The sequence below is a fragment of the Streptomyces sp. NPDC101132 genome, assembly GCF_044759225.1.
Lineage (GTDB): Bacteria > Actinomycetota > Actinomycetes > Streptomycetales > Streptomycetaceae > Streptomyces.
Genome location: NZ_JBIVYX010000005.1, coordinates 300,168 through 322,888, shown reverse-complemented (window position 1 = coordinate 322,888; position 22,721 = coordinate 300,168). Strand labels below are relative to the sequence as shown.

Annotated in this window: 33 protein-coding genes; 30 read left to right on the top strand and 3 right to left on the bottom strand. The window is 68.7% G+C overall.

Annotated features, from left to right (window positions below; all coding sequences use genetic code 11):
- The first annotated feature begins 13 nt into the window (after window positions 1-13).
- The 25 genes from rplV to truA all read left to right on the top strand — a co-directional run bounded on the left by rplV (window position 14) and on the right by truA (window position 14,110).
- Window positions 14-361 (top strand): 50S ribosomal protein L22, encoded by a 348-nt coding sequence (rplV, locus tag ACIQUR_RS14390; protein ID WP_030201575.1) that lies wholly within the window; start codon window positions 14-16, stop codon window positions 359-361.
- Window positions 361-1,191 carry a 30S ribosomal protein S3 gene (rpsC, locus tag ACIQUR_RS14385; protein ID WP_399946025.1) on the top strand — a complete coding sequence of 277 codons (831 nt, stop codon included), beginning with the start codon at window positions 361-363 and terminating at the stop codon, window positions 1,189-1,191. Before rplV ends, rpsC begins: the two co-directional genes overlap by 1 nt.
- 5 nt (window positions 1,192-1,196) lie before the next feature.
- Window positions 1,197-1,616, top strand: coding sequence for a 50S ribosomal protein L16 (rplP, locus tag ACIQUR_RS14380; protein WP_125540843.1), 420 nt, complete (start codon window positions 1,197-1,199; stop codon window positions 1,614-1,616).
- Complete coding sequence (gene rpmC / locus ACIQUR_RS14375; RefSeq protein WP_114053741.1) at window positions 1,616-1,840, top strand: 50S ribosomal protein L29; 225 nt, start codon at window positions 1,616-1,618, stop codon at window positions 1,838-1,840. Before rplP ends, rpmC begins: the two co-directional genes overlap by 1 nt.
- On the top strand, window positions 1,840-2,121 hold the full coding sequence (gene rpsQ / locus ACIQUR_RS14370) for a 30S ribosomal protein S17 (protein ID WP_399946030.1): 282 nt from the start codon (window positions 1,840-1,842) through the stop codon (window positions 2,119-2,121). The genes rpmC and rpsQ overlap by 1 nt, the downstream gene beginning before the upstream one ends.
- A gap of 127 nt (window positions 2,122-2,248) precedes the next feature.
- Window positions 2,249-2,617, top strand: coding sequence for a 50S ribosomal protein L14 (rplN, locus tag ACIQUR_RS14365; RefSeq protein ID WP_003956455.1), 369 nt, complete (start codon window positions 2,249-2,251; stop codon window positions 2,615-2,617).
- Window positions 2,618-2,619: 2 nt separating this feature from the next.
- Window positions 2,620-2,931: a 50S ribosomal protein L24 gene (rplX, locus tag ACIQUR_RS14360; protein WP_352193893.1), complete on the top strand. Its 312-nt coding sequence runs from the start codon at window positions 2,620-2,622 to the stop codon at window positions 2,929-2,931.
- Window positions 2,931-3,482, top strand: coding sequence for a 50S ribosomal protein L5 (gene rplE / locus ACIQUR_RS14355; RefSeq protein WP_399946033.1), 552 nt, complete (start codon window positions 2,931-2,933; stop codon window positions 3,480-3,482). The genes rplX and rplE overlap by 1 nt, the downstream gene beginning before the upstream one ends.
- A 5-nt stretch (window positions 3,483-3,487) precedes the next feature.
- Window positions 3,488-3,673, top strand: coding sequence for a type Z 30S ribosomal protein S14 (locus ACIQUR_RS14350; RefSeq protein ID WP_003956452.1), 186 nt, complete (start codon window positions 3,488-3,490; stop codon window positions 3,671-3,673).
- Between the two features lie 222 nt (window positions 3,674-3,895).
- Window positions 3,896-4,294 carry a 30S ribosomal protein S8 gene (rpsH, locus tag ACIQUR_RS14345; protein ID WP_079429302.1) on the top strand — a complete coding sequence of 133 codons (399 nt, stop codon included), beginning with the start codon at window positions 3,896-3,898 and terminating at the stop codon, window positions 4,292-4,294.
- Window positions 4,295-4,314: 20 nt separating this feature from the next.
- Window positions 4,315-4,854: a 50S ribosomal protein L6 gene (gene rplF, locus ACIQUR_RS14340; RefSeq protein WP_399946036.1), complete on the top strand. Its 540-nt coding sequence runs from the start codon at window positions 4,315-4,317 to the stop codon at window positions 4,852-4,854.
- A gap of 4 nt (window positions 4,855-4,858) precedes the next feature.
- Window positions 4,859-5,242 carry a 50S ribosomal protein L18 gene (rplR, locus tag ACIQUR_RS14335; RefSeq protein WP_399946039.1) on the top strand — a complete coding sequence of 128 codons (384 nt, stop codon included), beginning with the start codon at window positions 4,859-4,861 and terminating at the stop codon, window positions 5,240-5,242.
- Between the two features lie 45 nt (window positions 5,243-5,287).
- Complete coding sequence (gene rpsE, locus ACIQUR_RS14330) at window positions 5,288-5,893, top strand: 30S ribosomal protein S5 (protein WP_030201551.1); 606 nt, start codon at window positions 5,288-5,290, stop codon at window positions 5,891-5,893.
- Window positions 5,893-6,075, top strand: coding sequence for a 50S ribosomal protein L30 (gene rpmD / locus ACIQUR_RS14325; RefSeq protein WP_005313525.1), 183 nt, complete (start codon window positions 5,893-5,895; stop codon window positions 6,073-6,075). The genes rpsE and rpmD overlap by 1 nt, the downstream gene beginning before the upstream one ends.
- A 2-nt stretch (window positions 6,076-6,077) precedes the next feature.
- Window positions 6,078-6,533 carry a 50S ribosomal protein L15 gene (gene rplO / locus ACIQUR_RS14320; RefSeq protein WP_399946043.1) on the top strand — a complete coding sequence of 152 codons (456 nt, stop codon included), beginning with the start codon at window positions 6,078-6,080 and terminating at the stop codon, window positions 6,531-6,533.
- 339 nt (window positions 6,534-6,872) lie between these two features.
- Window positions 6,873-8,186 carry a preprotein translocase subunit SecY gene (gene secY / locus ACIQUR_RS14315; RefSeq protein ID WP_403663474.1) on the top strand — a complete coding sequence of 438 codons (1,314 nt, stop codon included), beginning with the start codon at window positions 6,873-6,875 and terminating at the stop codon, window positions 8,184-8,186.
- Window positions 8,186-8,845, top strand: a complete 660-nt coding sequence (locus ACIQUR_RS14310; protein ID WP_403663471.1) for an adenylate kinase — start codon at window positions 8,186-8,188, stop codon at window positions 8,843-8,845. The genes secY and ACIQUR_RS14310 overlap by 1 nt, the downstream gene beginning before the upstream one ends.
- 105 nt (window positions 8,846-8,950) lie before the next feature.
- Window positions 8,951-9,802 carry a type I methionyl aminopeptidase gene (map, locus tag ACIQUR_RS14305; protein ID WP_403663468.1) on the top strand — a complete coding sequence of 284 codons (852 nt, stop codon included), beginning with the start codon at window positions 8,951-8,953 and terminating at the stop codon, window positions 9,800-9,802.
- Window positions 9,803-9,941: 139 nt separating this feature from the next.
- Window positions 9,942-10,163: a translation initiation factor IF-1 gene (gene infA, locus ACIQUR_RS14300; RefSeq protein WP_003956442.1), complete on the top strand. Its 222-nt coding sequence runs from the start codon at window positions 9,942-9,944 to the stop codon at window positions 10,161-10,163.
- A gap of 72 nt (window positions 10,164-10,235) precedes the next feature.
- Window positions 10,236-10,349, top strand: a complete 114-nt coding sequence (gene rpmJ, locus ACIQUR_RS14295; protein WP_003956441.1) for a 50S ribosomal protein L36 — start codon at window positions 10,236-10,238, stop codon at window positions 10,347-10,349.
- Between the two features lie 187 nt (window positions 10,350-10,536).
- The gene (gene rpsM, locus ACIQUR_RS14290; protein ID WP_007265919.1) at window positions 10,537-10,917 is read left to right on the top strand and encodes a 30S ribosomal protein S13; all 381 of its coding nucleotides are present in this window, start codon (window positions 10,537-10,539) and stop codon (window positions 10,915-10,917) included.
- A gap of 68 nt (window positions 10,918-10,985) precedes the next feature.
- Window positions 10,986-11,390: a 30S ribosomal protein S11 gene (rpsK, locus tag ACIQUR_RS14285; protein WP_003948617.1), complete on the top strand. Its 405-nt coding sequence runs from the start codon at window positions 10,986-10,988 to the stop codon at window positions 11,388-11,390.
- A 166-nt stretch (window positions 11,391-11,556) separates the two neighbouring features.
- A complete protein-coding gene (locus tag ACIQUR_RS14280) occupies window positions 11,557-12,579 on the top strand; it encodes a DNA-directed RNA polymerase subunit alpha (protein WP_010473911.1) in 1,023 nt (340 codons plus the stop codon).
- Window positions 12,580-12,696: 117 nt separating this feature from the next.
- Window positions 12,697-13,161 (top strand): 50S ribosomal protein L17, encoded by a 465-nt coding sequence (rplQ, locus tag ACIQUR_RS14275; RefSeq protein WP_399946055.1) that lies wholly within the window; start codon window positions 12,697-12,699, stop codon window positions 13,159-13,161.
- A gap of 94 nt (window positions 13,162-13,255) precedes the next feature.
- The gene (gene truA / locus ACIQUR_RS14270) at window positions 13,256-14,110 is read left to right on the top strand and encodes a tRNA pseudouridine(38-40) synthase TruA (RefSeq protein ID WP_403663463.1); all 855 of its coding nucleotides are present in this window, start codon (window positions 13,256-13,258) and stop codon (window positions 14,108-14,110) included.
- A 37-nt stretch (window positions 14,111-14,147) separates the two neighbouring features.
- Here truA and ACIQUR_RS14265 read toward each other — a convergent pair whose 3' ends face one another.
- Window positions 14,148-14,981 carry a hypothetical protein gene (locus ACIQUR_RS14265; protein ID WP_403663460.1) on the bottom strand — a complete coding sequence of 278 codons (834 nt, stop codon included), beginning with the start codon at window positions 14,979-14,981 and terminating at the stop codon, window positions 14,148-14,150.
- Between the two features lie 80 nt (window positions 14,982-15,061).
- Here ACIQUR_RS14265 and ACIQUR_RS14260 point away from each other — a divergent pair, with 80 nt between their 5' ends.
- The 5 genes from ACIQUR_RS14260 to glmM all read left to right on the top strand — a co-directional run bounded on the left by ACIQUR_RS14260 (window position 15,062) and on the right by glmM (window position 20,689).
- On the top strand, window positions 15,062-16,681 hold the full coding sequence (locus tag ACIQUR_RS14260) for an ABC-F family ATP-binding cassette domain-containing protein (RefSeq protein WP_403663457.1): 1,620 nt from the start codon (window positions 15,062-15,064) through the stop codon (window positions 16,679-16,681).
- Between the two features lie 26 nt (window positions 16,682-16,707).
- A complete protein-coding gene (locus ACIQUR_RS14255; protein WP_403663455.1) occupies window positions 16,708-17,952 on the top strand; it encodes a glycosyltransferase family 87 protein in 1,245 nt (414 codons plus the stop codon).
- A gap of 244 nt (window positions 17,953-18,196) precedes the next feature.
- A complete protein-coding gene (gene rplM / locus ACIQUR_RS14250) occupies window positions 18,197-18,640 on the top strand; it encodes a 50S ribosomal protein L13 (RefSeq protein WP_399946068.1) in 444 nt (147 codons plus the stop codon).
- Between the two features lie 42 nt (window positions 18,641-18,682).
- The gene (gene rpsI, locus ACIQUR_RS14245) at window positions 18,683-19,198 is read left to right on the top strand and encodes a 30S ribosomal protein S9 (RefSeq protein WP_403663451.1); all 516 of its coding nucleotides are present in this window, start codon (window positions 18,683-18,685) and stop codon (window positions 19,196-19,198) included.
- 132 nt (window positions 19,199-19,330) lie between these two features.
- Complete coding sequence (gene glmM, locus ACIQUR_RS14240; protein WP_399946074.1) at window positions 19,331-20,689, top strand: phosphoglucosamine mutase; 1,359 nt, start codon at window positions 19,331-19,333, stop codon at window positions 20,687-20,689.
- Window positions 20,690-20,734: 45 nt separating this feature from the next.
- Here glmM and ACIQUR_RS14235 read toward each other — a convergent pair whose 3' ends face one another.
- On the bottom strand, window positions 20,735-21,679 hold the full coding sequence (locus ACIQUR_RS14235) for a DUF389 domain-containing protein (RefSeq protein ID WP_403663447.1): 945 nt from the start codon (window positions 21,677-21,679) through the stop codon (window positions 20,735-20,737).
- Window positions 21,680-21,700: 21 nt separating this feature from the next.
- Window positions 21,701-22,690: a type I pantothenate kinase gene (coaA, locus tag ACIQUR_RS14230; RefSeq protein WP_399946080.1), complete on the bottom strand. Its 990-nt coding sequence runs from the start codon at window positions 22,688-22,690 to the stop codon at window positions 21,701-21,703.
- Window positions 22,691-22,721 lie beyond the last annotated feature (31 nt).

Below are 22,721 nucleotides of genomic sequence, written 5' to 3'. Positions count from 1 at the left end.
CGAAGGGACAACCATGGAAGCCAGGGCTCAGGCGCGGTACATCCGTGTCACGCCCATGAAGGCCCGCCGTGTGGTGGACCTCATCCGTGGCATGGACGCCACGGAGGCCCAGGCGGTCCTGCGTTTCGCTCCGCAGGCCGCGTCTGTGCCGGTGGGCAAGGTGCTTGACAGCGCCATCGCCAACGCCGCGCACAACTACAACCACACGGACGCCTCCTCGCTGTTCATCAGCGAGGCGTTTGTTGACGAGGGTCCGACCCTGAAGCGGTTCCGTCCGCGTGCCCAGGGCCGTGCCTACCGGATCCGCAAGCGGACCTCCCACATCACCGTGGTCGTCAGCAGCAAGGAAGGAACCCGGTAATGGGCCAGAAGGTAAACCCGCACGGGTTCCGGCTCGGCATCACCACCGACTTCAAGTCGCGCTGGTACGCCGACAAGCTGTACAAGGACTACGTCAAGGAAGACGTCGCCATCCGTCGGATGATGACGTCCGGCATGGAGCGCGCCGGCATCTCGAAGGTTGAGATCGAGCGCACCCGTGACCGTGTCCGCGTGGACATCCACACCGCCCGTCCGGGCATCGTCATCGGCCGCCGTGGCGCCGAGGCCGACCGCATCCGCGGCGACCTCGAGAAGCTCACCGGCAAGCAGGTCCAGCTGAACATCCTCGAGGTCAAGAACCCCGAGGTCGACGCTCAGCTCGTGGCCCAGGCCGTTGCCGAGCAGCTGTCCTCCCGCGTCTCCTTCCGTCGGGCCATGCGCAAGAGCATGCAGTCCGCCATGAAGGCCGGCGCCAAGGGCATCAAGATCCAGTGTGGCGGCCGTCTCGGCGGCGCCGAGATGTCCCGCTCGGAGTTCTACCGCGAGGGTCGTGTGCCGCTGCACACGCTGCGCGCGAACGTCGAGTACGGCTTCTTCGAGGCCAAGACCACCTTCGGCCGCATCGGCGTGAAGGTCTGGATCTACAAGGGCGACGTCAAGAACATCGCCGAGGTTCGCGCCGAGAACGCTGCGGCCCGCGCGGGCAACCGCCCGGCCCGTGGTGGCGCTGACCGCCCCGCCGGCCGTGGTGGCCGTGGCGGCGAGCGTGGCGGCCGCGGCCGCAAGCCGCAGCAGGCTGCTGCGACCGAGGCCCCCAAGGCCGAGGCCGCTGCCGCCGCTCCGGCTGAGAGCACCGGAACGGAGGCCTGACCGACATGCTGATCCCTCGTAGGGTCAAGCACCGCAAGCAGCACCACCCGAAGCGGGGCGGTGTCTCCAAGGGCGGTACCGAGGTCGCATTCGGCGAGTACGGCATCCAGGCGCTGACCCCGGCCTACGTGACGAACCGCCAGATCGAGGCGGCTCGTATCGCGATGACCCGCCACATCAAGCGTGGCGGCAAGGTCTGGATCAACATCTACCCGGACCGTCCGCTCACGAAGAAGCCCGCCGAGACCCGCATGGGTTCCGGTAAGGGTTCCCCCGAGTGGTGGATCGCGAACGTGCACCCGGGCCGGGTCATGTTCGAGCTGTCCTACCCGAACGAGAAGATTGCGCGTGAGGCTCTGACTCGTGCGGCCCACAAGCTGCCGATGAAGTGCCGGATCGTCAAGCGCGAGGCAGGTGAGTCGTGATGGCGGCCGGTACCAAGGCGTCGGAGCTGCGCGAGCTGGGCAACGAGGAGCTCGTTGCCAAGCTGCGCGAGGCCAAGGAGGAGCTGTTCAAGCTCCGTTTCCAGGCGGCCACGGGTCAGCTGGAGAACAACGGCCGGCTCAAGTCCGTCCGTAAGGACATCGCTCGCATCTACACCCTGATGCACGAGCGTGAGCTCGGTATCGAGACGGTGGAGAACGCCTGATGAGCGAGAACAACGTGACTGAGAAGACCGAGCGCGGCTTCCGGAAGACCCGCGAGGGTCTGGTCGTCAGCGACAAGATGGACAAGACCGTCGTCGTCGCCGTTGAGGACCGCGTCAAGCACGCGCTGTACGGCAAGGTCATCCGCCGTACCAACAAGCTCAAGGCGCACGACGAGGCCAACGCCGCGGGCGTCGGCGACCGCGTCCTCCTCATGGAGACCCGGCCGCTGTCCGCGACGAAGCGCTGGCGCGTCGTCGAGATCCTCGAGAAGGCCAAGTAAGGAACTTCCCGCAAGGGAAGTCCAAAGACACAGCCTGAGGGGTTTCCCTCAGGTCGGTTCCGCCAGGCTCGGCAGGGGCTGAGAGATCAGCCCCTGCCGGGAACCGGCAGACAAACAGGAGATAGACGTGATCCAGCAGGAGTCGCGGCTTCGTGTCGCCGACAACACTGGTGCCAAGGAGATCCTTTGCATCCGTGTTCTCGGTGGCTCCGGCCGCCGCTACGCGGGCATCGGTGACGTCATCGTCGCCACCGTCAAGGACGCGATCCCCGGTGGCAACGTGAAGAAGGGTGACGTCGTCAAGGCGGTCATCGTTCGCACCGTCAAGGAGCGCCGCCGCCAGGACGGCTCGTACATCCGCTTCGACGAGAACGCCGCTGTCATTCTGAAGAACGACGGCGACCCTCGCGGCACCCGCATCTTCGGCCCGGTCGGCCGTGAGCTGCGCGAGAAGAAGTTCATGAAGATCATCTCGCTCGCGCCGGAGGTGCTGTAAGCATGAAGATCAAGAAGGGCGACCTGGTCCAGGTCATCACCGGCAAGGACAAGGGCAAGCAGGGCAAGGTCATCCAGGCCATGCCCGCTGAGAACCGCGTTCTGGTCGAGGGTGTCAACCGGGTCAAGAAGCACACCAAGGCTGGTCCGAACCAGGCCGGCGGCATCGTGATCACCGAGGCCCCCGTCCACGTTTCGAACGTCCAGCTGGTCGTGGAGAAGGACGGCAAGAAGGTCGTCACCCGCGTCGGTTTCCGCTTCGACGACGAGGGCAACAAGATCCGCGTTGCCAAGCGCACGGGTGAGGACATCTGATGGCTACCACTCCGCGTCTGAAGACGAAGTACCGCGAGGAGATCGCGGGCAAGCTGCGTGACGAGTTCAAGTACGAGAACGTCATGCAGATCCCCGGCCTCGTGAAGATCGTGGTCAACATGGGTGTGGGCGACGCCGCCCGCGACTCCAAGCTGATCGAGGGCGCCATCAAGGACCTCACCACGATCACCGGCCAGAAGCCGGCCGTCACCAAGGCCCGCAAGTCCATCGCGCAGTTCAAGCTGCGCGAGGGCCAGCCGATCGGTGCCCACGTCACCCTCCGTGGCGACCGCATGTGGGAGTTCCTGGACCGCACCCTGTCGCTCGCGCTCCCGCGCATCCGCGACTTCCGTGGTCTGTCCCCGAAGCAGTTCGACGGCCGGGGCAACTACACCTTCGGTCTCACGGAGCAGGTCATGTTCCACGAGATCGACCAGGACAAGATCGACCGCGTCCGGGGTATGGACATCACCGTGGTGACCACGGCGACCAACGACGACGAGGGCCGTGCCCTTCTGCGTCACCTCGGCTTCCCGTTCAAGGAGGCGTAAGCGAGATGGCGAAGAAGGCTCTCATCGCGAAGGCTGCCCGCAAGCCCAAGTTCGGCGTGCGCGCGTACACCCGCTGCCAGCGCTGCGGTCGTCCGCACTCCGTCTACCGCAAGTTCGGCCTGTGCCGCGTGTGCCTTCGTGAGATGGCTCACCGTGGCGAGCTGCCGGGCGTGACCAAGAGCTCCTGGTAAATCCCCTTCACCCTTTGGGTGTTGAGGTTTTCCAGACGCTCTCGGTAAGCATCAGGTCGGCGGACCGCCCGTCCCGCATGCCGTAGGCTTGTGGGGTTGGGCGTCCGCCGCCCTACCGACTTACTACGCCGTAGGTCCCCGCGCCGCACCCGTCCCGCCTCTGTGTGGGGAGAGGGATGGCGCATACAGGAAACCCCGGCGAGAGAGGCCGAAGGCCGATTCATGACCATGACTGACCCGATCGCAGACATGCTGACTCGTCTGCGTAACGCAAACTCGGCGTACCACGACCAGGTCGTGATGCCGCACAGCAAGATCAAGTCGCACATCGCGGAAATCCTCAAGCAGGAGGGTTTCATCACCGGCTGGAAGGTCGAGGACGCCGAGGTCGGTAAGAACCTCGTCCTCGAGCTGAAGTTCGGTCCGAACCGCGAGCGCTCGATCGCCGGCATCAAGCGCATCTCGAAGCCGGGTCTGCGCGTGTACGCGAAGTCCACCAACCTGCCGAAGGTCCTCGGCGGCCTGGGCGTGGCGATCATCTCCACGTCCCACGGTCTCCTGACCGGCCAGCAGGCGCAGAAGAAGGGCGTGGGTGGGGAAGTCCTCGCCTACGTCTGGTAGTCGGGAACGGAGGAAAAGCTATGTCTCGTATCGGCAAGCTCCCCATCCCGGTTCCCGCCGGCGTGGACGTCACCATCGAGGGCCGTACGGTCACCGTCAAGGGTTCCAAGGGCACCCTGACGCACACCGTCGCCGCTCCGATCGAGATCGTTAAGGGCGAGGACGGCGTTCTGAACGTCACCCGTCCGAACGACGAGCGTCAGAACAAGGCCCTCCACGGCCTGTCCCGCACGCTGGTGGCCAACATGATCACCGGTGTGACCACGGGATACACCAAGGCGCTCGAGATCAGCGGTGTCGGTTACCGCGTTGCCGCGAAGGGCTCCGACCTGGAGTTCCAGCTCGGCTACAGCCACCCGATCCTGGTGGAGGCGCCCGAGGGCATCTCCTTCAAGGTCGAGTCGCCGACCAAGTTCTCGGTCGAGGGCATCGACAAGCAGAAGGTCGGCGAGGTCGCCGCCAACATCCGCAAGCTGCGGAAGCCCGACCCGTACAAGGCCAAGGGCGTCAAGTACGCGGGCGAGGTCATCCGCCGCAAGGTCGGAAAGGCTGGTAAGTAAAGCCATGGCATACGGTGTGAAGATCGCCAAGGGCGACGCTTACAAGCGGGCTGCCAAGGCCCGCCGCCACATCCGCATCCGCAAGACCATCTCCGGTACGGCCGAGCGTCCGCGCCTGGTCGTCAACCGGAGCAACCGCGGCATCACCGCCCAGGTGATCGACGACATCAAGGGTCACACCCTGGCGTCGGCGTCCCACCTGGACGCGTCGATCCGCGGTGGCGAGGGTGACAAGTCCGCGCAGGCCAAGCAGGTCGGTGCCCTGGTCGCTGAGCGCGCCAAGGCCGCCGGCGTCGAGGCCGTCGTGTTCGACCGTGGTGGCAACAGGTACGCCGGGCGCATTGCCGCTCTGGCTGACGCCGCCCGCGAAGCCGGGCTGAAGTTCTAAGCCCCGGTTCCGGGACTAACGGACGTAACAGAGAGAGGTAATCCAATGGCTGGACCCCAGCGCCGCGGCAGCGGTGCCGGTGGCGGCGAGCGGCGGGACCGGAAGGGTCGCGACGGTGGCGCTGCTGCCGCCGAGAAGACCGCGTACGTTGAGCGCGTAGTCGCGATCAACCGCGTCGCCAAGGTTGTCAAGGGTGGTCGTCGTTTCTCCTTCACCGCGCTGGTCGTGGTGGGTGACGGTGACGGCACCGTGGGTGTCGGTTACGGCAAGGCCAAGGAGGTGCCGGCCGCCATCGCCAAGGGTGTTGAGGAGGCCAAGAAGCACTTCTTCAAGGTCCCGCGTATCCAGGGCACCATCCCCCACCCGATCCAGGGTGAGAAGGCTGCGGGCGTCGTCCTGCTGAAGCCTGCTTCCCCCGGTACCGGTGTTATCGCCGGTGGCCCGGTGCGCGCCGTCCTGGAGTGCGCCGGCGTTCACGACATCCTGTCGAAGTCGCTCGGCTCCGACAACGCGATCAACATCGTGCACGCGACCGTGGAGGCCCTGAAGGGCCTGCAGCGTCCCGAGGAGATCGCGGCTCGCCGTGGTCTGCCGCTCGAGGACGTCGCCCCCGCGGCTCTGCTTCGTGCGCGTGCGGGAGCGGGTGCGTAATGGCTCGCCTCAAGATCACGCAGACGAAGTCGTACATCGGCAGCAAGCAGAACCACCGCGACACCCTGCGTTCGCTCGGGCTCAAGCGCCTGAACGACGTGGTCGTCAAGGAGGACCGCCCCGAGTTCCGCGGCATGGTGCACACCGTCCGCCACCTCGTGACGGTTGAGGAGGTCGACTGATCATGGCGGAGAACAACCCGCTCAAGATCCACAACCTCCGTCCCGCCCCGGGCGCCAAGACCGCCAAGACCCGTGTGGGTCGTGGTGAGGCGTCGAAGGGTAAGACGGCCGGTCGTGGTACCAAGGGCACGAAGGCCCGCTACCAGGTTCCGGAGCGCTTCGAGGGTGGCCAGATGCCGCTCCACATGCGCCTCCCGAAGCTGAAGGGCTTCAAGAACCCGTTCCGCACCGAGTACCAGGTCGTGAACCTGGACAAGCTGGCCGAGCTCTACCCGCAGGGTGGCGAGGTCACGGTGGCCGACCTGGTCGCCAAGGGCGCGGTGCGCAAGAACAGCCTCGTCAAGGTCCTGGGCCAGGGCGAGATCTCCGTGGCGCTGCAGGTGACGGTTGACGCCGTCTCCGGCTCCGCCAAGGAGAAGATTGCCGCCGCCGGCGGCACCGTCACCGAGCTCGTCTGAGCTCTGAGCTGACAGCGAGAGCCCGGTCGGCCCCCTCAGGGGGTGCCGACCGGGCTCTCTCGCGTTCGCGCGCCACCGAGCGGAAACCCGCCATGGGTCCGCCCGGCGTCGCCCGTTGGGGGAACAGATCCGGACGAATGTCCGGGAGGGCGCCGATGACCGGCCGCAAACGGCCTGGACGTGCACCGGCGACGTTTCCGCTCGTGGTGACGGCCGGGTATGGTAAGCGCTGTTAGCTTCCCCGGCAGTCTGCGCTCATCCGCTAGGCTGCCGTGTTCTGTAATCGCTCACTTACAAGCCGTCACCCTCACGCGAAACGCGGGGGTCGCAGGAGGCACCGTGCTCACCGCGTTCGCCCGGGCGTTCAAGACGCCCGACCTGCGCAAGAAGCTGCTCTTCACGCTCGGCATCATCGTGCTGTTCCGGCTTGGGTCACACGTACCCGTACCCGGCGTGGACTACTCAGCTGTCCAGTTCTGTGTGAACCAGGCGGGCAGCAGCAACAGCCTGTTCGGCCTGGTCAACATGTTCAGCGGCGGCGCCCTGCTGCAGATCACGATCTTCGCGCTCGGCATCATGCCGTACATCACGGCGAGCATCATCCTGCAGCTGCTGACCGTGGTCATTCCCCGTCTGGAGAACCTCAAGAAGGAAGGACAGGCGGGCACCGCGAAGATCACCCAGTACACGCGGTACCTGACGGTCGCCCTCGCGATCCTCCAGGGCACGGGCCTCGTGGCCACCGCCCGCAGCGGCGCCCTGTTCTCGGGCTGCGCGCAGGCCAACCAGATCGTTCCTGACCAGTCGATCTTCACCACCGCCGTCATGGTGATCACCATGACGGCCGGCACCTGTGTCGTCATGTGGCTCGGTGAGCTGATCACCGACCGCGGCATCGGCAACGGCATGTCGATCCTGATGTTCATCTCGATCGCCGCCGGCTTCGTCGGCGCCCTCTGGACCATCAAGCTCCAGGGCAAGATCGCGGACGGCTGGGTCGAGTTCGGCGTCGTGATCCTCGTCGGCCTCGCGATGGTGGCCCTCGTGGTCTTCGTCGAGCAGGCCCAGCGCCGCATCCCGGTGCAGTACGCGAAGCGCATGATCGGCCGCCGTGCCTACGGCGGTACGTCGACCTACATCCCGCTCAAGGTGAACCAGGCGGGTGTGATTCCCGTCATCTTCGCCTCGTCGCTGCTCTACATCCCGGCGCTGATCGTTCAGTTCAGCGGATCCCAGGCGGGCTGGGCCACCTGGATCCAGAAGTACTTCGTCAAGGGCGACCACCCGTACTACATCGCCGCCTACTTCCTCCTGATCGTCTTCTTCGCGTTCTTCTACGTGGCGATTTCGTTCAACCCCGAGGAAGTCGCCGACAACATGAAGAAGTATGGTGGCTTCATCCCGGGCATCCGGGCCGGCCGACCTACTGCCGAGTACCTGAGCTACGTGCTCAACCGGATCACCTGGCCGGGGTCGCTGTACCTGGGTCTCATCGCTCTTGTGCCGACGATGGCGTTGGCGGGCTTCGGCGCGAACCAGAACTTCCCGTTCGGCGGGACGAGCATCCTGATCATCGTGGGTGTGGGTCTGGAGACCGTGAAGCAGATCGAGAGCCAGCTCCAGCAGCGTAATTACGAAGGGTTCCTCCGCTGATGCGTATCGTCCTCGTCGGGCCGCCCGGTGCGGGCAAGGGAACGCAGGCCGCGTTCCTTGCCAAGAACCTGTCGATCCCGCACATCTCCACGGGCGACCTCTTCCGGGCCAACATCAGCCAGGGCACCGAGCTCGGCAAGCAGGCGAAGGCGTACATGGACGCCGGCGACCTGGTGCCGGACGAGGTCACCATCGGCATGGCCAAGGCCCGCATGGAGCAGCCGGACGCCGAGCGCGGTTTCCTGCTCGACGGCTTCCCGCGCAACGTCTCCCAGGCCGAGGCCCTCGACGAGATGCTCCAGGCCGAGGGCATGAAGCTCGACGCCGTGCTCGACCTCGAGGTCCCCGAGGACGAGGTCGTCAAGCGCATCGCCGGCCGCCGGATCTGCCGTAACGACTCGGCGCACGTCTTCCACGTGACGTACACCCCGCCGAAGGCCGAGGGCGTCTGCGACGTCTGCGGCGGCGAGCTGTACCAGCGCCCCGACGACACCGAGGCCACGGTCCGCAACCGGCTGGACGTGTACCACACCCAGACCGAGCCGATCATCGACTACTACAAGGCCCAGGGCCTGGTCGTCACGATCTCCGCGCTCGGCGAGGTCCAGGACGTCACGCGACGCGCGATGGACGCCCTGAAGAAGACCGACGAGGTCTGACCCACCCCGCAGTACCCCCGTACGGCCGCGGTGTCCCCTGGACGCCGCGGCCGTACTGTTGAGCAGAGACACCCGAGAACCCGTACACCCGGAAGGCAAGAGGGCATGGTCCAGATCAAGACCCCGGAGCAGATCGCGAAGATGCGCGAGGCGGGGCTGGTCGTCGCCGCCATCCACGCGGCGACCCGTGAGGCGGCCGTGCCCGGCGCCACCACCAAGGATCTGGACGAGGTCGCCCGCAAGGTGATCGCCGACCACGGCGCGAAGTCGAACTTCCTCGGGTACGGCGGCTTCCCCGCCACCATCTGCACCTCGGTCAACGAGGTCGTCGTCCACGGCATCCCGGACGAGAAGACGGTGCTCAAGGACGGCGACATCATCTCCGTCGACGCCGGCGCCATCATCGACGGCTGGCACGGCGACGCGGCCTTCACGTGCTTCGTGGGCACCGGTCACGCGCCGGAGCTGCTGGAGCTCTCCCGGGTGACCGAGGAGTCGATGTGGGCCGGCATCGCCGCGATGAAGCTGGGCAACCGGCTGGTGGACATCTCGAAGGCGATCGAGTCCTACATCAAGCGGCAGCCGCGGCCGGCCGCCGGCGACCACAGCCTCGGCCGGTACGGGATCATCGAGGACTACGGCGGCCACGGCATCGGTTCCGAAATGCACATGGACCCGCACCTGCTGAACTACGTCTCCCGCAAGCGCGGCAAGGGGATCAAGCTGGTCCCGGGCGTCTGCCTCGCGATCGAGCCGATGGTCTCGCTGGGCACGGCCCAGACCGAGGTGCTGGCGGACGACTGGACGGTCATCACCACCGACGGCACCTGGTCCTCCCACTGGGAGCACTCGGTCGCCCTCACGGAGCAGGGCCCGATCGTCCTGACCGCCCCGGACTGCGGCAAGGCCAAGCTGGCCGAGTACGGCATCACGACGGCCCCGGACCCGCTCGGTTAATGATCTACGCTGTAGGGCAGACTTTCCGGATTCGTCTTTCTGGGTGCCCTGACGTAGACTGACTCGTCGGCTCCTTTGCACCCGCATGTCTTCATGCGCGCGAGGAGCTGATCAAGGTAGCCGATTCGAAAGGCGAAGCGTGGCCAAGAAGCAAGGTGCCATCGAAATCGAGGGCACCGTGATCGAGTCCCTCCCGAACGCCATGTTCAAGGTGGAGCTCCAGAACGGTCACAAGGTCCTCGCGCACATCTCCGGCAAGATGCGGATGCACTACATCCGTATCCTCCCGGACGACCGGGTCGTGGTGGAGCTCTCTCCCTACGACCTGACGCGTGGCCGGATCGTCTACCGGTACAAGTAGATCTTGTCGCAGTCCCGCGCGAGCGTCCGCTCCCGCGGGGTGGTGGCACTGACCCGGAGAACCTCACATCCCATGAAGGTCAAGCCGAGCGTCAAGAAGATCTGCGACAAGTGCAAGGTGATCCGCCGTCACGGCCGGGTCATGGTCATCTGCGACAACCTGCGCCACAAGCAGCGCCAGGGCTGACGCACGCCGACCGACCTGCAACTTCGCAGTTCTTCGCGCGACGCAAGCAATACGTACATACGCAGAGCCCGTCCGGCCGTGTTCACGGCTGACGGCACCTCCGGCGGGGGCCGGGGACCCGATTCGTACCTCGTACGGCGGTCGGGATCGGCTCTGCTGAAGACCCCCGAACACACAGGAGCCATTAGTGGCACGCGTTTCCGGTGTTGACATCCCGCGCGAAAAGCGTGTGGAGATCGCACTCACCTACGTCTTCGGTATCGGGCGCACCCGGTCCAAGGAGATCCTCGCCTCCACCGGCGTGAACCCGAACACCCGCGTTCGTGACCTGGCCGAAGAGGACCTCGTCAAGATCCGCGAGTACGTGGACGCCAACCTCCGCACCGAGGGTGACCTCCGCCGCGAGATCCAGGGCGACATCCGCCGCAAGATCGAGATCCAGTGCTACCAGGGCATCCGTCACCGTCGTGGCCTGCCCGTGCACGGTCAGCGCACCAGCACGAACGCCCGTACCCGCAAGGGCCCGCGTCGCGCCATCGCCGGTAAGAAGAAGCCGGGCAAGAAGTAGTCCTCAGCGGACACGCTTTCCAGCGGTCTTGCGCTGTAGGACCGACCACCTCCCTGTAGGAGTAAGAGATGCCCCCCAAGGGTCGTCAGGGCGCTGCCAAGAAGGTGCGCCGCAAGGAAAAGAAGAACGTCGCTCACGGCCACGCGCACATCAAGAGCACGTTCAACAACACGATCGTGTCCATCACGGACCCGACCGGCAACGTGATCTCCTGGGCCTCCGCCGGCCACGTCGGCTTCAAGGGCTCGCGCAAGTCCACCCCCTTCGCCGCGCAGATGGCCGCCGAGTCGGCCGCCCGCCGCGCGCAGGAGCACGGCATGCGCAAGGTCGACGTCTTCGTCAAGGGTCCCGGCTCCGGCCGTGAGACCGCGATCCGCTCCCTCCAGGCCACGGGCCTCGAGGTCGGTTCGATCCAGGACGTCACCCCCACCCCGCACAACGGCTGCCGTCCGCCGAAGCGCCGCCGCGTCTGACCCCGGCCGGGTCACCGCAGCGCGTTTCGACGCACTGAGCTGAGGTTTCGGGCGGTACGTCCCTTCCGGGGGCCGTGCCGCCCGTACCCTTGCTAGTACCGCTGTACCCCGTACAGCACCCGTCGGGCGTCAAATAGTGGGCGTCCACGACTGAAGGAACACAGACATGCTTATCGCTCAGCGTCCTTCGCTGACCGAAGAGGTCGTCGACGAGTACCGCTCGCGGTTCGTGATCGAGCCGCTGGAGCCGGGCTTCGGCTACACCCTCGGCAACTCCCTGCGCCGTACCCTCCTGTCCTCGATCCCGGGTGCCGCTGTCACCAGCATCCGCATCGACGGCGTCCTGCACGAGTTCACCACCGTGCCGGGCGTCAAGGAGGACGTGACCGACCTCATCCTCAACATCAAGCAGCTGGTCGTCTCCTCGGAGCACGACGAGCCGGTCGTGATGTACCTGCGCAAGCAGGGCCCCGGTCTGGTGACCGCCGCCGACATCGCGCCCCCGGCCGGTGTCGAGGTGCACAACCCGGACCTCGTCCTCGCCACGCTGAACGGCAAGGGCAAGCTGGAGATGGAGCTGACGGTCGAGCGCGGCCGCGGTTACGTTTCCGCCGTCCAGAACAAGCAGCTGGGCCAGGAGATCGGCCGCATCCCGGTCGACTCCATCTACAGCCCGGTCCTCAAGGTCACCTACAAGGTCGAGGCGACCCGAGTCGAGCAGCGCACCGACTTCGACAAGCTCATCGTCGACGTCGAGACCAAGCAGGCCATGCGCCCGCGCGACGCCATGGCGTCCGCCGGCAAGACCCTGGTCGAGCTGTTCGGTCTGGCCCGCGAGCTCAACATCGACGCCGAGGGCATCGACATGGGCCCGTCCCCGACGGACGCCGCCCTGGCCGCCGACCTGGCGCTGCCGATCGAGGAGCTGGAGCTCACCGTTCGGTCGTACAACTGCCTCAAGCGCGAGGGCATCCACTCCGTGGGTGAGCTCGTCGCCCGCTCCGAGGCCGACCTGCTCGACATCCGCAACTTCGGTGCGAAGTCGATCGACGAGGTCAAGGCGAAGCTGGCCGGCATGGGCCTGGCCCTCAAGGACAGCCCGCCCGGGTTCGACCCGACCGCCGCGGCCGACGCCTTCGGCGCCGACGACGACGCGGACGCCGGTTTCGTCGAGACCGAGCAGTACTAAGCACCACCCGTAAGGCTCGCGGGGGGCGCAAGCCCCCCGTGCACCCTGCCCGCAAGAGCGGGTGGGGACTGACACCGGTACCTGACACGGCCGGTGCAGCACACAAGGAGAAACACCATGCCGCGTCCCGCCAAGGGTGCCCGTCTGGGCGGCAGCGCCGCGCACGAGAAGCTGCTCCTCGCCAACCTGGCGAAGTCGCTCTTCGAGCACGGCCGCATCACCACGACCGAGGCCAAGGCCCGCCGCCTGCGTCCGGTCGCCGAGCGTCTGATCACCAAGGCGAAGAAGGGCGACATCCACAACCGTCGCCTGGTCCTGCAGACGATCACGGACAAGGGCGTCGTCCACACGCTCTTCACCGAGATCGCTCCGCGGTACGAGAACCGCCCCGGTGGTTACACCCGCATCACCAAGATCGGCAACCGTCGTGGCGACAACGCCCCGATGGCGGTCATCGAGCTGGTCGAGGCCCTGACCGTGGCCCAGCAGGCCACCGGTGAGGCCGAGGCCGCGACCAAGCGTGCGGTGAAGGAGGCCGAGGCCAAGTCCGAGGCCGCCGCCGAGGAGACCACGGAGGCCTGATCCTCGGATCGCCTTCATGGACGGCTCTGAACGGGCCCGCCCCCTCCGGGGCGGGCCCGTTCTGCTTTTGCGAGTTTCTGAGAGGATCTGTCGCGTGAGTGACGAGGTGGAGCCCGGTTTCGTCCGGGTACGGCTGGACCTGTCGTACGACGGCAAGGAGTTCTCCGGCTGGGCGAAGCAGACGGCGCGGCGAACCGTGCAGGGGGAGCTGGAGTCGGCCCTGCAGACGGTGATGCGGCTGGCCGACCCGGTGGACCTGACGGTGGCCGGCCGTACGGACGCGGGCGTCCACGCGCGCGGCCAGGTGGCACACCTCGACCTGCCGGGGGAGGTGTGGGCCGAGCACTCCGACAAGCTGCTGCGGCGGCTCGCCGGGCGGCTGCCGCACGACGTGCGCGTGTGGCGGGTGGCGGAGGCCCCGGCGGGCTTCAACGCCCGCTTCTCGGCCATCTGGCGCCGGTACGCCTACCGGGTCGGCGACCACAAGGGCGGGGTGGACCCGCTGCGCCGCGGGCACGTGCTCTGGCACGACTGGCCGCTGGACGTCGACGCGATGAACGAGGCCGCGCAGGCCCTGCTCGGCGAGCACGACTTCGCCGCGTACTGCAAGAAGCGCGAGGGAGCCACGACGATCCGCACGCTCCAGAAGCTGAGCTGGGAGCGGGACGCGGAGGGCATCGTGACGGCGACCGTGCGGGCGGACGCCTTCTGCCACAACATGGTGCGTTCGCTGGTGGGCGCGCTGCTGCACGTCGGCGACGGGCACCGGCCGGTGGAGTGGCCCGGGAAGGTGCTGGCGGCCGGGGTCCGGGACTCCTCCGTGCACGTCGTCAAGCCCCACGGGCTGACGCTGGAGGAGGTCGGCTACCCGGCGGACGACCAGCTCGCCGCCCGCAGCCGCGAGGCGCGCAACGTACGGACGCTGCCGGGGGCGGCCGGCTGCTGCTGAGGTCCGCAGGCCGTGCGCCCGGCCGCCGGGCGGGGCGTCAGCCCTTCTTCCCGGCGGCCTCCGCCGCGGCCCTGCCGCGGTGCACGATGCGCTGGAAGGTGTACTCGGCCAGGTCGTCGCCGGTGCCGACGACGGTCTGGTCGCCTTCCGAGGCGTCCTTGTTGCCGGTGAGCCCGGTCAGGGTCAGGTACAGGTAGCGGCCGTACGAGTTCGCCGTGCGCCGGCACACGGTGCCGGGCGCGCAGAACGGCTTCGCCGCCGACGCCGGCAGCGCGGTGACCCCGCCGCTGACCCCGGCCTTGGCCGCCGTGGCCTGTGCCGCGGTGGGGAAGACGGCGACGCCCACGGTGACCTGGGCGTCGTCGCGGGAGTAGGCGGCGCGCATGAAGAGCGTGCAGCCCTGCTTGCGGAGCACGGCGCCGAGGGCCGGGTCGACCCGCTTGGTGCAGTCGGGCGTGGTGTCGCCGCCGCTCAGGTCGTACCGGTGGTCGCCGACCTTGACGTCCTTGGTGCCGAAGAGCAGGCCGGCCCGGAGCGGGGCGGTGTCCTTGCGGGCGTCCGAGAGGTACGCGAGCGGGTCCGGCGAGTCCGTGGTGTCGGCGAAGTCGGGCATGGCGTCCGCTGCCGGGTCGTGCTTCTGCGTCGGCGCGGCGCCGGGCCCGCCCTCGGCGTCGGGCGCGTCCCCGGACGTACCTCCGGTGACGACCAGGGTCGCCACCACCGCGGCGACCACGGCGGCCGCGAGGAACCCGCCGCCGCCCCACAGCAGCCGCTTCCTGCGGCGCCGGCCCGCGGCGTGCGCGTCGGCCATCGCGTCCCAGTCCGGACTGGTGGAGACCCGCCCCGGAACCTGCCCCTCCCCAATGCTCATGGCGCGCATCCTAGGGGGTGTCCCGGGGGCCTCCGGATAACGGGTTGGGCACCTGCCCCCGGGCCGGTCAGAATGCGGGCATGGGACATCTGGAAGCCGGGCACCTGGAGTACTACCTGCCGGACGGGCGGGTGCTGCTGTCGGACGCCTCGTTCCGCGTCGGCGAGGGCTCCGTGGTGGCCCTGGTCGGCGCGAACGGCGCGGGCAAGACGACACTGCTGAAGCTGATCTCCGGGGACCTCCAGCCGCACGGCGGTGCCGTGACGGTCAGCGGCGGGCTCGGCGTGATGTCGCAGTTCGTGGGGTCGGTACGGGACGAGACGACGGTGCGGGACCTGCTGGTGTCGGTCGCGCAGCCGCGGATCCGCACGGCGGCGAAGGCCGTGGACGAGGCCGAGCACCTGATCATGACGGTCGACGACGAGGCCGCGCAGATGAAGTACGCGCAGGCCCTCAGCGACTGGGCGGACGTCCAGGGCTACGAGGCGGAGACCCTCTGGGACGTCTGCACGATGGCCGCGCTGGGCGTGCCGTACGACAAGGCGCAGTTCCGCGAGGTGCGCACCCTCTCGGGCGGCGAGCAGAAGCGGCTGGTGCTGGAGGCGCTGCTGCGCGGTCCCGACGAGGTGCTGCTGCTCGACGAGCCGGACAACTACCTCGACGTGCCGGGCAAGCGGTGGCTGGAGGACCAGCTCAAGGCGACCCGCAAGACGGTGCTGTTCGTCTCCCACGACCGGGAGCTGCTGTCCCGGGCCGCGGAGAAGATCATCAGCGTGGAGCCGGGCCTGGACGGCTCGGACGTGTGGGTGCACGGCGCCGGCTTCGACACCTTCCACGAAGCGCGCAAGGAGCGCTTCGCCCGCTTCGAGGAGCTGAAGCGGCGCTGGGAGGAGAAGCACGCGCAGCTGAAGAAGCTGGTGGTCACGCTGCGGCAGGCGGCGGCGGTCTCCCACGAGATGGCCTCGCGGTACGCGGCCGCCCAGACGCGGCTGCGGAAGTTCGAGGAGGCGGGACCGCCGCCCGAGCCGCCGCGCGAGCAGGAGATCACCATGCGGCTCAAGGGCGGGCGTACCGGCGTACGGGCGCTGACCTGCGAGAAGCTGGAGCTGACCGGCCTGATGAAGCCCTTCGACCTGGAGGTCTTCTACGGCGTGCGGGTCGCGGTGCTCGGCTCGAACGGCTCGGGCAAGTCGCACTTCCTGCGCCTGCTGGCCGGCGAGGACGTGGCGCACGAGGGGGCCTGGAAGCTGGGCGCGCGCGTGGTGCCCGGCCACTTCGCGCAGACGCACGCGCACCCGGAGCTGTTCGGGCGCACGCTCGTGGACATCCTGTGGACGGAGCACGCCAAGGACCGGGGCGGCGCGATGTCGGTGCTGCGCCGGTACGAGCTGGAGCGCCAGGGCGACCAGGTCTTCGACCGGCTGTCGGGCGGCCAGCAGGCGCGGTTCCAGATCCTGCTGCTGGAGCTGTCGGGCACGACGGCGCTGCTGCTGGACGAGCCGACGGACAACCTGGACCTGGAGTCCGCCGAGGCGCTCCAGGACGGCCTGGAGGCGTACGAGGGCACGGTGCTGTGCGTGACGCACGACCGCTGGTTCGCCAAGTCCTTCGACCGCTACCTGGTCTTCGGCTCGGACGGGGTGGTCCGGGAGACCACCGAGCCGGTCTGGGACGAGCGCCGCGTCGAGCGCAGGAGGTGATCCCGCGGCGCCCTAGTCTCTGAGCCATGCGCTGGCACAGGAGAGGCGAGGGCGCCTTCGGGGCGTGGCTGCTGGGGCCCGCCCCGTGGATCCTCCGGCTGGCGGCGGCCGGCGTGGTGCTGGCCGTGGCCGCGTCGGTGTCGCTGCGCACCGCCGACGGGGGCATGGACAACGCCTTCGTGGTCCGGGCGGCGGACGCGCTGCTGGACGGCAGGTCCCCGTACGCCGACAAGCGCTTCCTGTACCTGCCGAGCGCGGTGCTGACGGCCGTGCCGGAGGCGCTGCTGCCGGTGGGCGTCCGGCGGGTCCTGGTTCCGCTGGGGACGGCGGTGCTGCCGGCCGTCGGCTGGTGGGCGGCGCTGCGGATCTTCTCGGTGCCGCCGCGGAGCCGGTACGCGGTGCTGGGCTTCGCCGTACTGGCCCTGGCCTACCGGCCGTACGCCAACCTCGTGCAGCTGGGGAACTGGACCTGCCTCTCCGCCGCGGCCCTGCCGCCGGCCCTGCTGGCCGCGCACCGGGGCCGCTGGGTGCGGGCCGGGCTGATCGTGGGCGCGGCGATCGCGGCGAAGCCGATGCTGGTGCCGGTGGCGCTGCTCTTCGTCTTCGCCCGGCGGTGGCGCGGGCTGGCCGCGGTGGTGCTGGTGCCGCTGGGGGCCTCGCTGCTGGGCGCCGCCCTGATGCCGCGGCCCTCGCTGTTCTTCACCAGGACGCTGCCCTTCCTGCTCCGGGGCCAGGACTCCTTCGCGCTGCCCTGGGACGCCTCGCCGGTCGCGGTCCTGCCCCGGGTCGGCGTGCCCCAGCCGGTGGCGGTGGCCGTCGCCGGGCTGCTGGCGGCCGCGGGGCTCTGGTGCGCGTGGCGGCGGTGGCGGCGTGGCGACGAGGGGCCCGAGCGGCTGGTGGAGACGGCCTGCATGGTGATGCTCGCCGCATTCCTGGTCTCGCGGCCGTCCTTCGACCACTACCTGCTGGTGGTGCTCCCGCTGCTGCTGGCTACGGGGGTCCGGGAGGGCTCGATGCCGCGTTCCCCCTGGTTCTGGCTGGCCCTGGTGCCCCAGACCGCGGGCCTTCCGTGGCCCTCGGAGTTCGGGAACAAGAAGCGGGCATTCCGGGACATGGCGACCCTCTGCTCGCTCGCCGGTCTGCTGGCGGGTCGTGCGCTGCGCCCGCGTCGGGTTACCCTGGAGCCCGTAACAACTGCGGGGTCCCCACCCAGGACCGAACCGGAGTGCGCCGCGACGCCAGTTCCACCGGCATCGCGGACCGCGTTTTGACCCGTATGGGTCCTCATGGGTATCCTGCTGGTTTGTTATGCGTATGGGCTGTCTCATTCTCACGTGATAGGTCCTTACGCCGGTCCACCGGACCGATGACCAGCAGTTCAAACCGTTCGTACGGGTTGCGTCCCCGATGCGAACGAGGGCTGTCGTGATCGTCCGTGGTGACCCTGTCAGGACCCGTCCCGCGGGGCTAGCGCCCCTGGGGACGACCCACCACTGAAGAAGCGAAGGCATACGCGTGCGTACGTTCAGCCCCAAGCCCGGCGACATCTCGCGCCAGTGGCTCGTCATCGACGCCCAGGACGTCGTCCTCGGCCGTCTGGCGACCCAGGCCGCCGCCCTCCTGCGCGGCAAGCACAAGCCGACCTATGCGCCTCACATGGACATGGGCGACTTCGTCATCATCGTCAACGCCGACAAGGTCCACCTGTCCGGCAACAAGGCCGCGCAGAAGATGGCGTACCGCCACTCCGGCTACCCGGGCGGTCTCCGCAGCGTCCGCTACGACGACCTGCTCGCGAACAACCCGGAGAAGGCCGTCGAGAAGGCCGTCAAGGGCATGCTCCCGAAGAACTCCCTGGGCCGTCAGATGCTCTCGAAGCTGAAGGTCTACTCGGGCGACCAGCACCCCCACGCTGCCCAGCAGCCGGTGCCGTTCGAGATCACCCAGGTCGCGCAGTAGTTCCGGCCACCCCCTAAGACGTAGAGAATTCTGAGGAGAATCGTGGCCGAGACCACCGTCGAGACCCCGCTTGAGGGCGACGAGACCTACGACGCTGTTACCACCTTCGAGTCCGAGGTTCCGGAGGGTGACTACACCTCCGAGTCCCTGGCCTCGCGCTTCGGCGACCCGCAGCCGGCTGCCGGCCTGGGCCGCCGCAAGAACGCCATCGCCCGCGTCCGGATCGTCCCGGGCACCGGCAAGTGGAAGATCAACGGTCGCACCCTTGAGGACTACTTCCCCAACAAGGTGCACCAGCAGGAAGTCAACGAGCCCTTCAAGGTGCTCGAGCTCGACGGCCGCTACGACGTCATCGCCCGCATCGCGGGTGGCGGCGTCTCCGGCCAGGCCGGCGCCCTGCGCCTCGGTGTCGCCCGTGCCCTGAACGAGGCCGACGTCGAGAACAACCGCGGCCCGCTGAAGAAGGCCGGCTTCCTCTCCCGCGACGACCGTGCGGTCGAGCGCAAGAAGGCCGGTCTCAAGAAGGCCCGTAAGGCCCCGCAGTACAGCAAGCGCTAATCTCCGCCTGCTGCTCTGCACGATTCCGCCCCGGCGGCACACGACCTGTGCTGCCGGGGCGGTTCGTTTACCGCCACAAGCGACGTATATCTGATAACAAGCGGACCTTTCAGCGCGATCTCGGAGGACACAGTGGGACGACTCTTCGGTACGGACGGCGTACGTGGTGTCGCCAACGCGGATCTGACGGCTGAGCTCGCGCTCGGCCTCTCCGTGGCGGCCGCCCACGTGCTCGGCGAAGCGGGCACGTTCGAGGGCCACCGGCCGACGGCCGTGGTCGGCCGCGACCCGCGGGCGTCCGGAGAGTTCCTGGAGGCCGCCGTCGTGGCGGGCCTCGCGAGCGCGGGCGTGGACGTCCTGCGCGTCGGTGTGCTGCCCACCCCGGCGGTGGCGTATCTCACCGGTGCGCTGGGTGCCGACCTCGGCGTGATGCTCTCCGCCAGTCACAACGCCATGCCCGACAACGGGATCAAGTTCTTCGCCCGCGGCGGCCACAAGCTCGCCGACGAGCTGGAGGACCGGATCGAGTCCGTGTACGAGGAGCACCGCACCGGTGCCCCGTGGGAGCGGCCCACCGGTGCGGGCGTCGGCCGCGTCACCGACTACGACGAGGGCTTCGACAAGTACGTCGCCCACCTGATCGGCGTGCTGCCCAACCGCCTCGACGGTCTGAAGGTGGTCCTGGACGAGGCGCACGGCGCCGCCGCCCGCGTGTCGCCCGAGGCCTTCACCCGGGCCGGCGCCGAGATCGTCACGATCGGCGCGGAGCCGGACGGCCTGAACATCAACGACGGCTGCGGCTCCACCCACCTGGACCTGCTCAAGCGCGCCGTCGTCGAGCACGGCGCCGACCTCGGCATCGCGCACGACGGCGACGCCGACCGCTGCCTGGCCGTGGACGGCGAGGGCAACGAGGTCGACGGCGACCAGATCCTCGCCGTGCTGGCCCTGGCCATGCGCGAGGCCGGCGGGCTGCGCCAGAACACCGTGGTCGCCACCGTCATGTCCAACCTCGGCTTCAAGCTGGCGATGGAGCGCGAGGGCATCCAGTTCGTGGAGACCGGTGTCGGCGACCGCTACGTGCTGGAGTCGATGAAGGAGCACGGCTACGCGCTGGGCGGCGAGCAGTCCGGCCACGTGATCATCCTCGACCACGCCACCACCGGCGACGGCACCCTGACCGGCCTCATGCTGGCCGCCCGGGTCGCCGCGACCGGCAAGTCCCTCGCGGAGCTGGCCGGGGTCATGAACCGGCTGCCGCAGGTGCTGATCAACGTCAAGGACGTCGACAAGTCCAAGGTGTCGACCTCCGCGGAGCTGGCCACCGCCGTGGGCGAGGCCGAGCGCGAGCTGGGCTCCACCGGACGGGTGCTGCTGCGCCCGTCCGGCACCGAGCCGCTCGTACGGGTGATGGTCGAGGCCGCCGACCTGGAGCAGGCCCGCTCCGTGGCCGGCCGCCTCGCGGACGCCGTGAAGTCGGCGCTCGGCTAGCGGACAGCGGCGACCGGGCGGTCCCGACGGGCCGTCCGGCGCAGGTCACTTGCTCTGGCGCACCCAGCGTCCCCGCTGGGTGCGCCAGAGCAGTTTCTGGGCGTACAGGGTCAGCAGGCCGGCCAGCACGATGCCGCCCAGGTTCAGCGCCAGCTGCACGCCCGAGCCCCACATCTGGCCGAAGTCGCCGTAGCTGAGCGCGACGGCCGCGTTGGCGGCCGCCGGGACGGTGGTCACGGAGATGGCCACGCCGACCAGGGCCCCGGACTTGGCGGAGGTCAGGGAGAGCACCCCGGCGGTGCCGGCGAGCAGGGCCACGACGAACGAGAACGGGTCCGGCTGCCAGATGAAGCTGGTGTTCGGCCTCGGGTTCTCCAGCATGCCCTCGTTGAACAGGCCGAGCGCGTTCATGACCAGGCTGAAGACGGTGGTCGCCACGATCGCCGAGGTGAAGCCGACCACGAGGGCCATCAGCGAGCGGCCGGCCGCCCGCGGCACGCGCTGCACGATGCCGGTGCAGATCCCGGCCAGCGGGCCGAACTCCGGGCCGACCGCCATCGCGCCCACGATCAGCACCGCGTTGTCGAGCACCACACCACAGGCCGCGATCATGGTCGCGAGGATCATGAAGGCCGCGTAGGTGATGGTGAGGGTGGACTCCTCGTGGGTGGCCTCGGTCAGCTCCTCCCACAGCACCGCGTCCGCGGCCTCGCCCGGCGCCTCCTCCTCCGCGGCGTCGGCCCGGGTGGACAGCGAGATGTCGATGTTCTCCACCGCGATCGAGCCGTCCTCGTGGATGCCGAGCTCGCGCAGACCGTGCAGCAGCTCGTCACCCGCCTCGCGGGCCACGTCGCAGAGCACCAGGTCGCCCTGCGGGTCGCGGGCGGCTCCGGGCACGACCACCACGTGGGTGGTGCCCACGGTCCGCTCGACGACGGCGACCACGGCCTCGGTCCGGTCCGGCGGGGTGATCATCCTCAGGTGCAGCATGGCCGCACCCTACGGGCTGACCTACAGCTTGCGCAGGCTCAGCCGCTGCACCTTGTGGTCCGGGCCCTTGCGGATGATCAGGTTCGCGCGGCCGCGGGTGGGGGCCACGTTCTCCAGCAGGTTGGGCCGGTTGATGGTGCGCCACATCGTGCGCGCGTAGTCCATCGCCTCCTCCTCCGAGACCTGCGTGTACTTCCGGAAGTAGGAGAAGGGGTTCTGGAAGGCGGTCTCGCGGAGCTTGCGGAAGCGGTTGAGGTACCAGCGCTCGATGTCCTCGGGGCGCGCGTCCACGTACACGCTGAAGTCGAAGAAGTCGGCGAGGCCGACCCGGGTCCTGCCGTCCTTGCCGGGCAGGGCCGGCTGGAGCACGTTCAGGCCCTCGACGATCAGGATGTCCGGGCGGCGGACCACCAGGCGCTCGCCCGGCACGATGTCGTAGATCAGGTGCGAGTAGACGGGCGCCGTGACCTCTTCCTTGCCCGCCTTGATGTCGGCGACGAAACGCGTCAGGGCCCGCCGGTCGTACGACTCCGGGAAGCCCTTGCGCGAGGTCAGGCCGCGCTCCTGGAGCTCCTTCATCGGGTACAGGAAGCCGTCGGTGGTGACCAGCTCGACGCGCGGGTGCTCCGGCCAGCGGGCCAGCAGGGCCTGGAGCAGACGGGCCACGGTGGACTTGCCGACCGCGACCGAGCCCGCGACGCCTATCACGAACGGGGTGCCCTGCTGGGCGCCGTGGCCGTTGCCCGCGTCGCCCAGGAAGGTGTTCAGCGCGCCGCGCAGGTTGCTGGTGGCGCCCACGTACAGGTTGAGCAGGCGGGAGAGCGGCAGGTAGACGTCCCGCACCTCGTCGAGGTCGATGACGTCCCCGAGGCCCCGCAGCCGCTCCACCTCGTCCGCGGTCAGGGGGAGGGGGGTGCGCTCGCGCAGGGCGCTCCACTCGTCGCGGGTGAGGTCGACGTAGGGCGAGCCCTCGGCCCGGCGGGGCGTGCTTCGTGGCGGCGAAGTGATCACACCCTCATTGTCTGCGCTGCGGGGCCCTCGT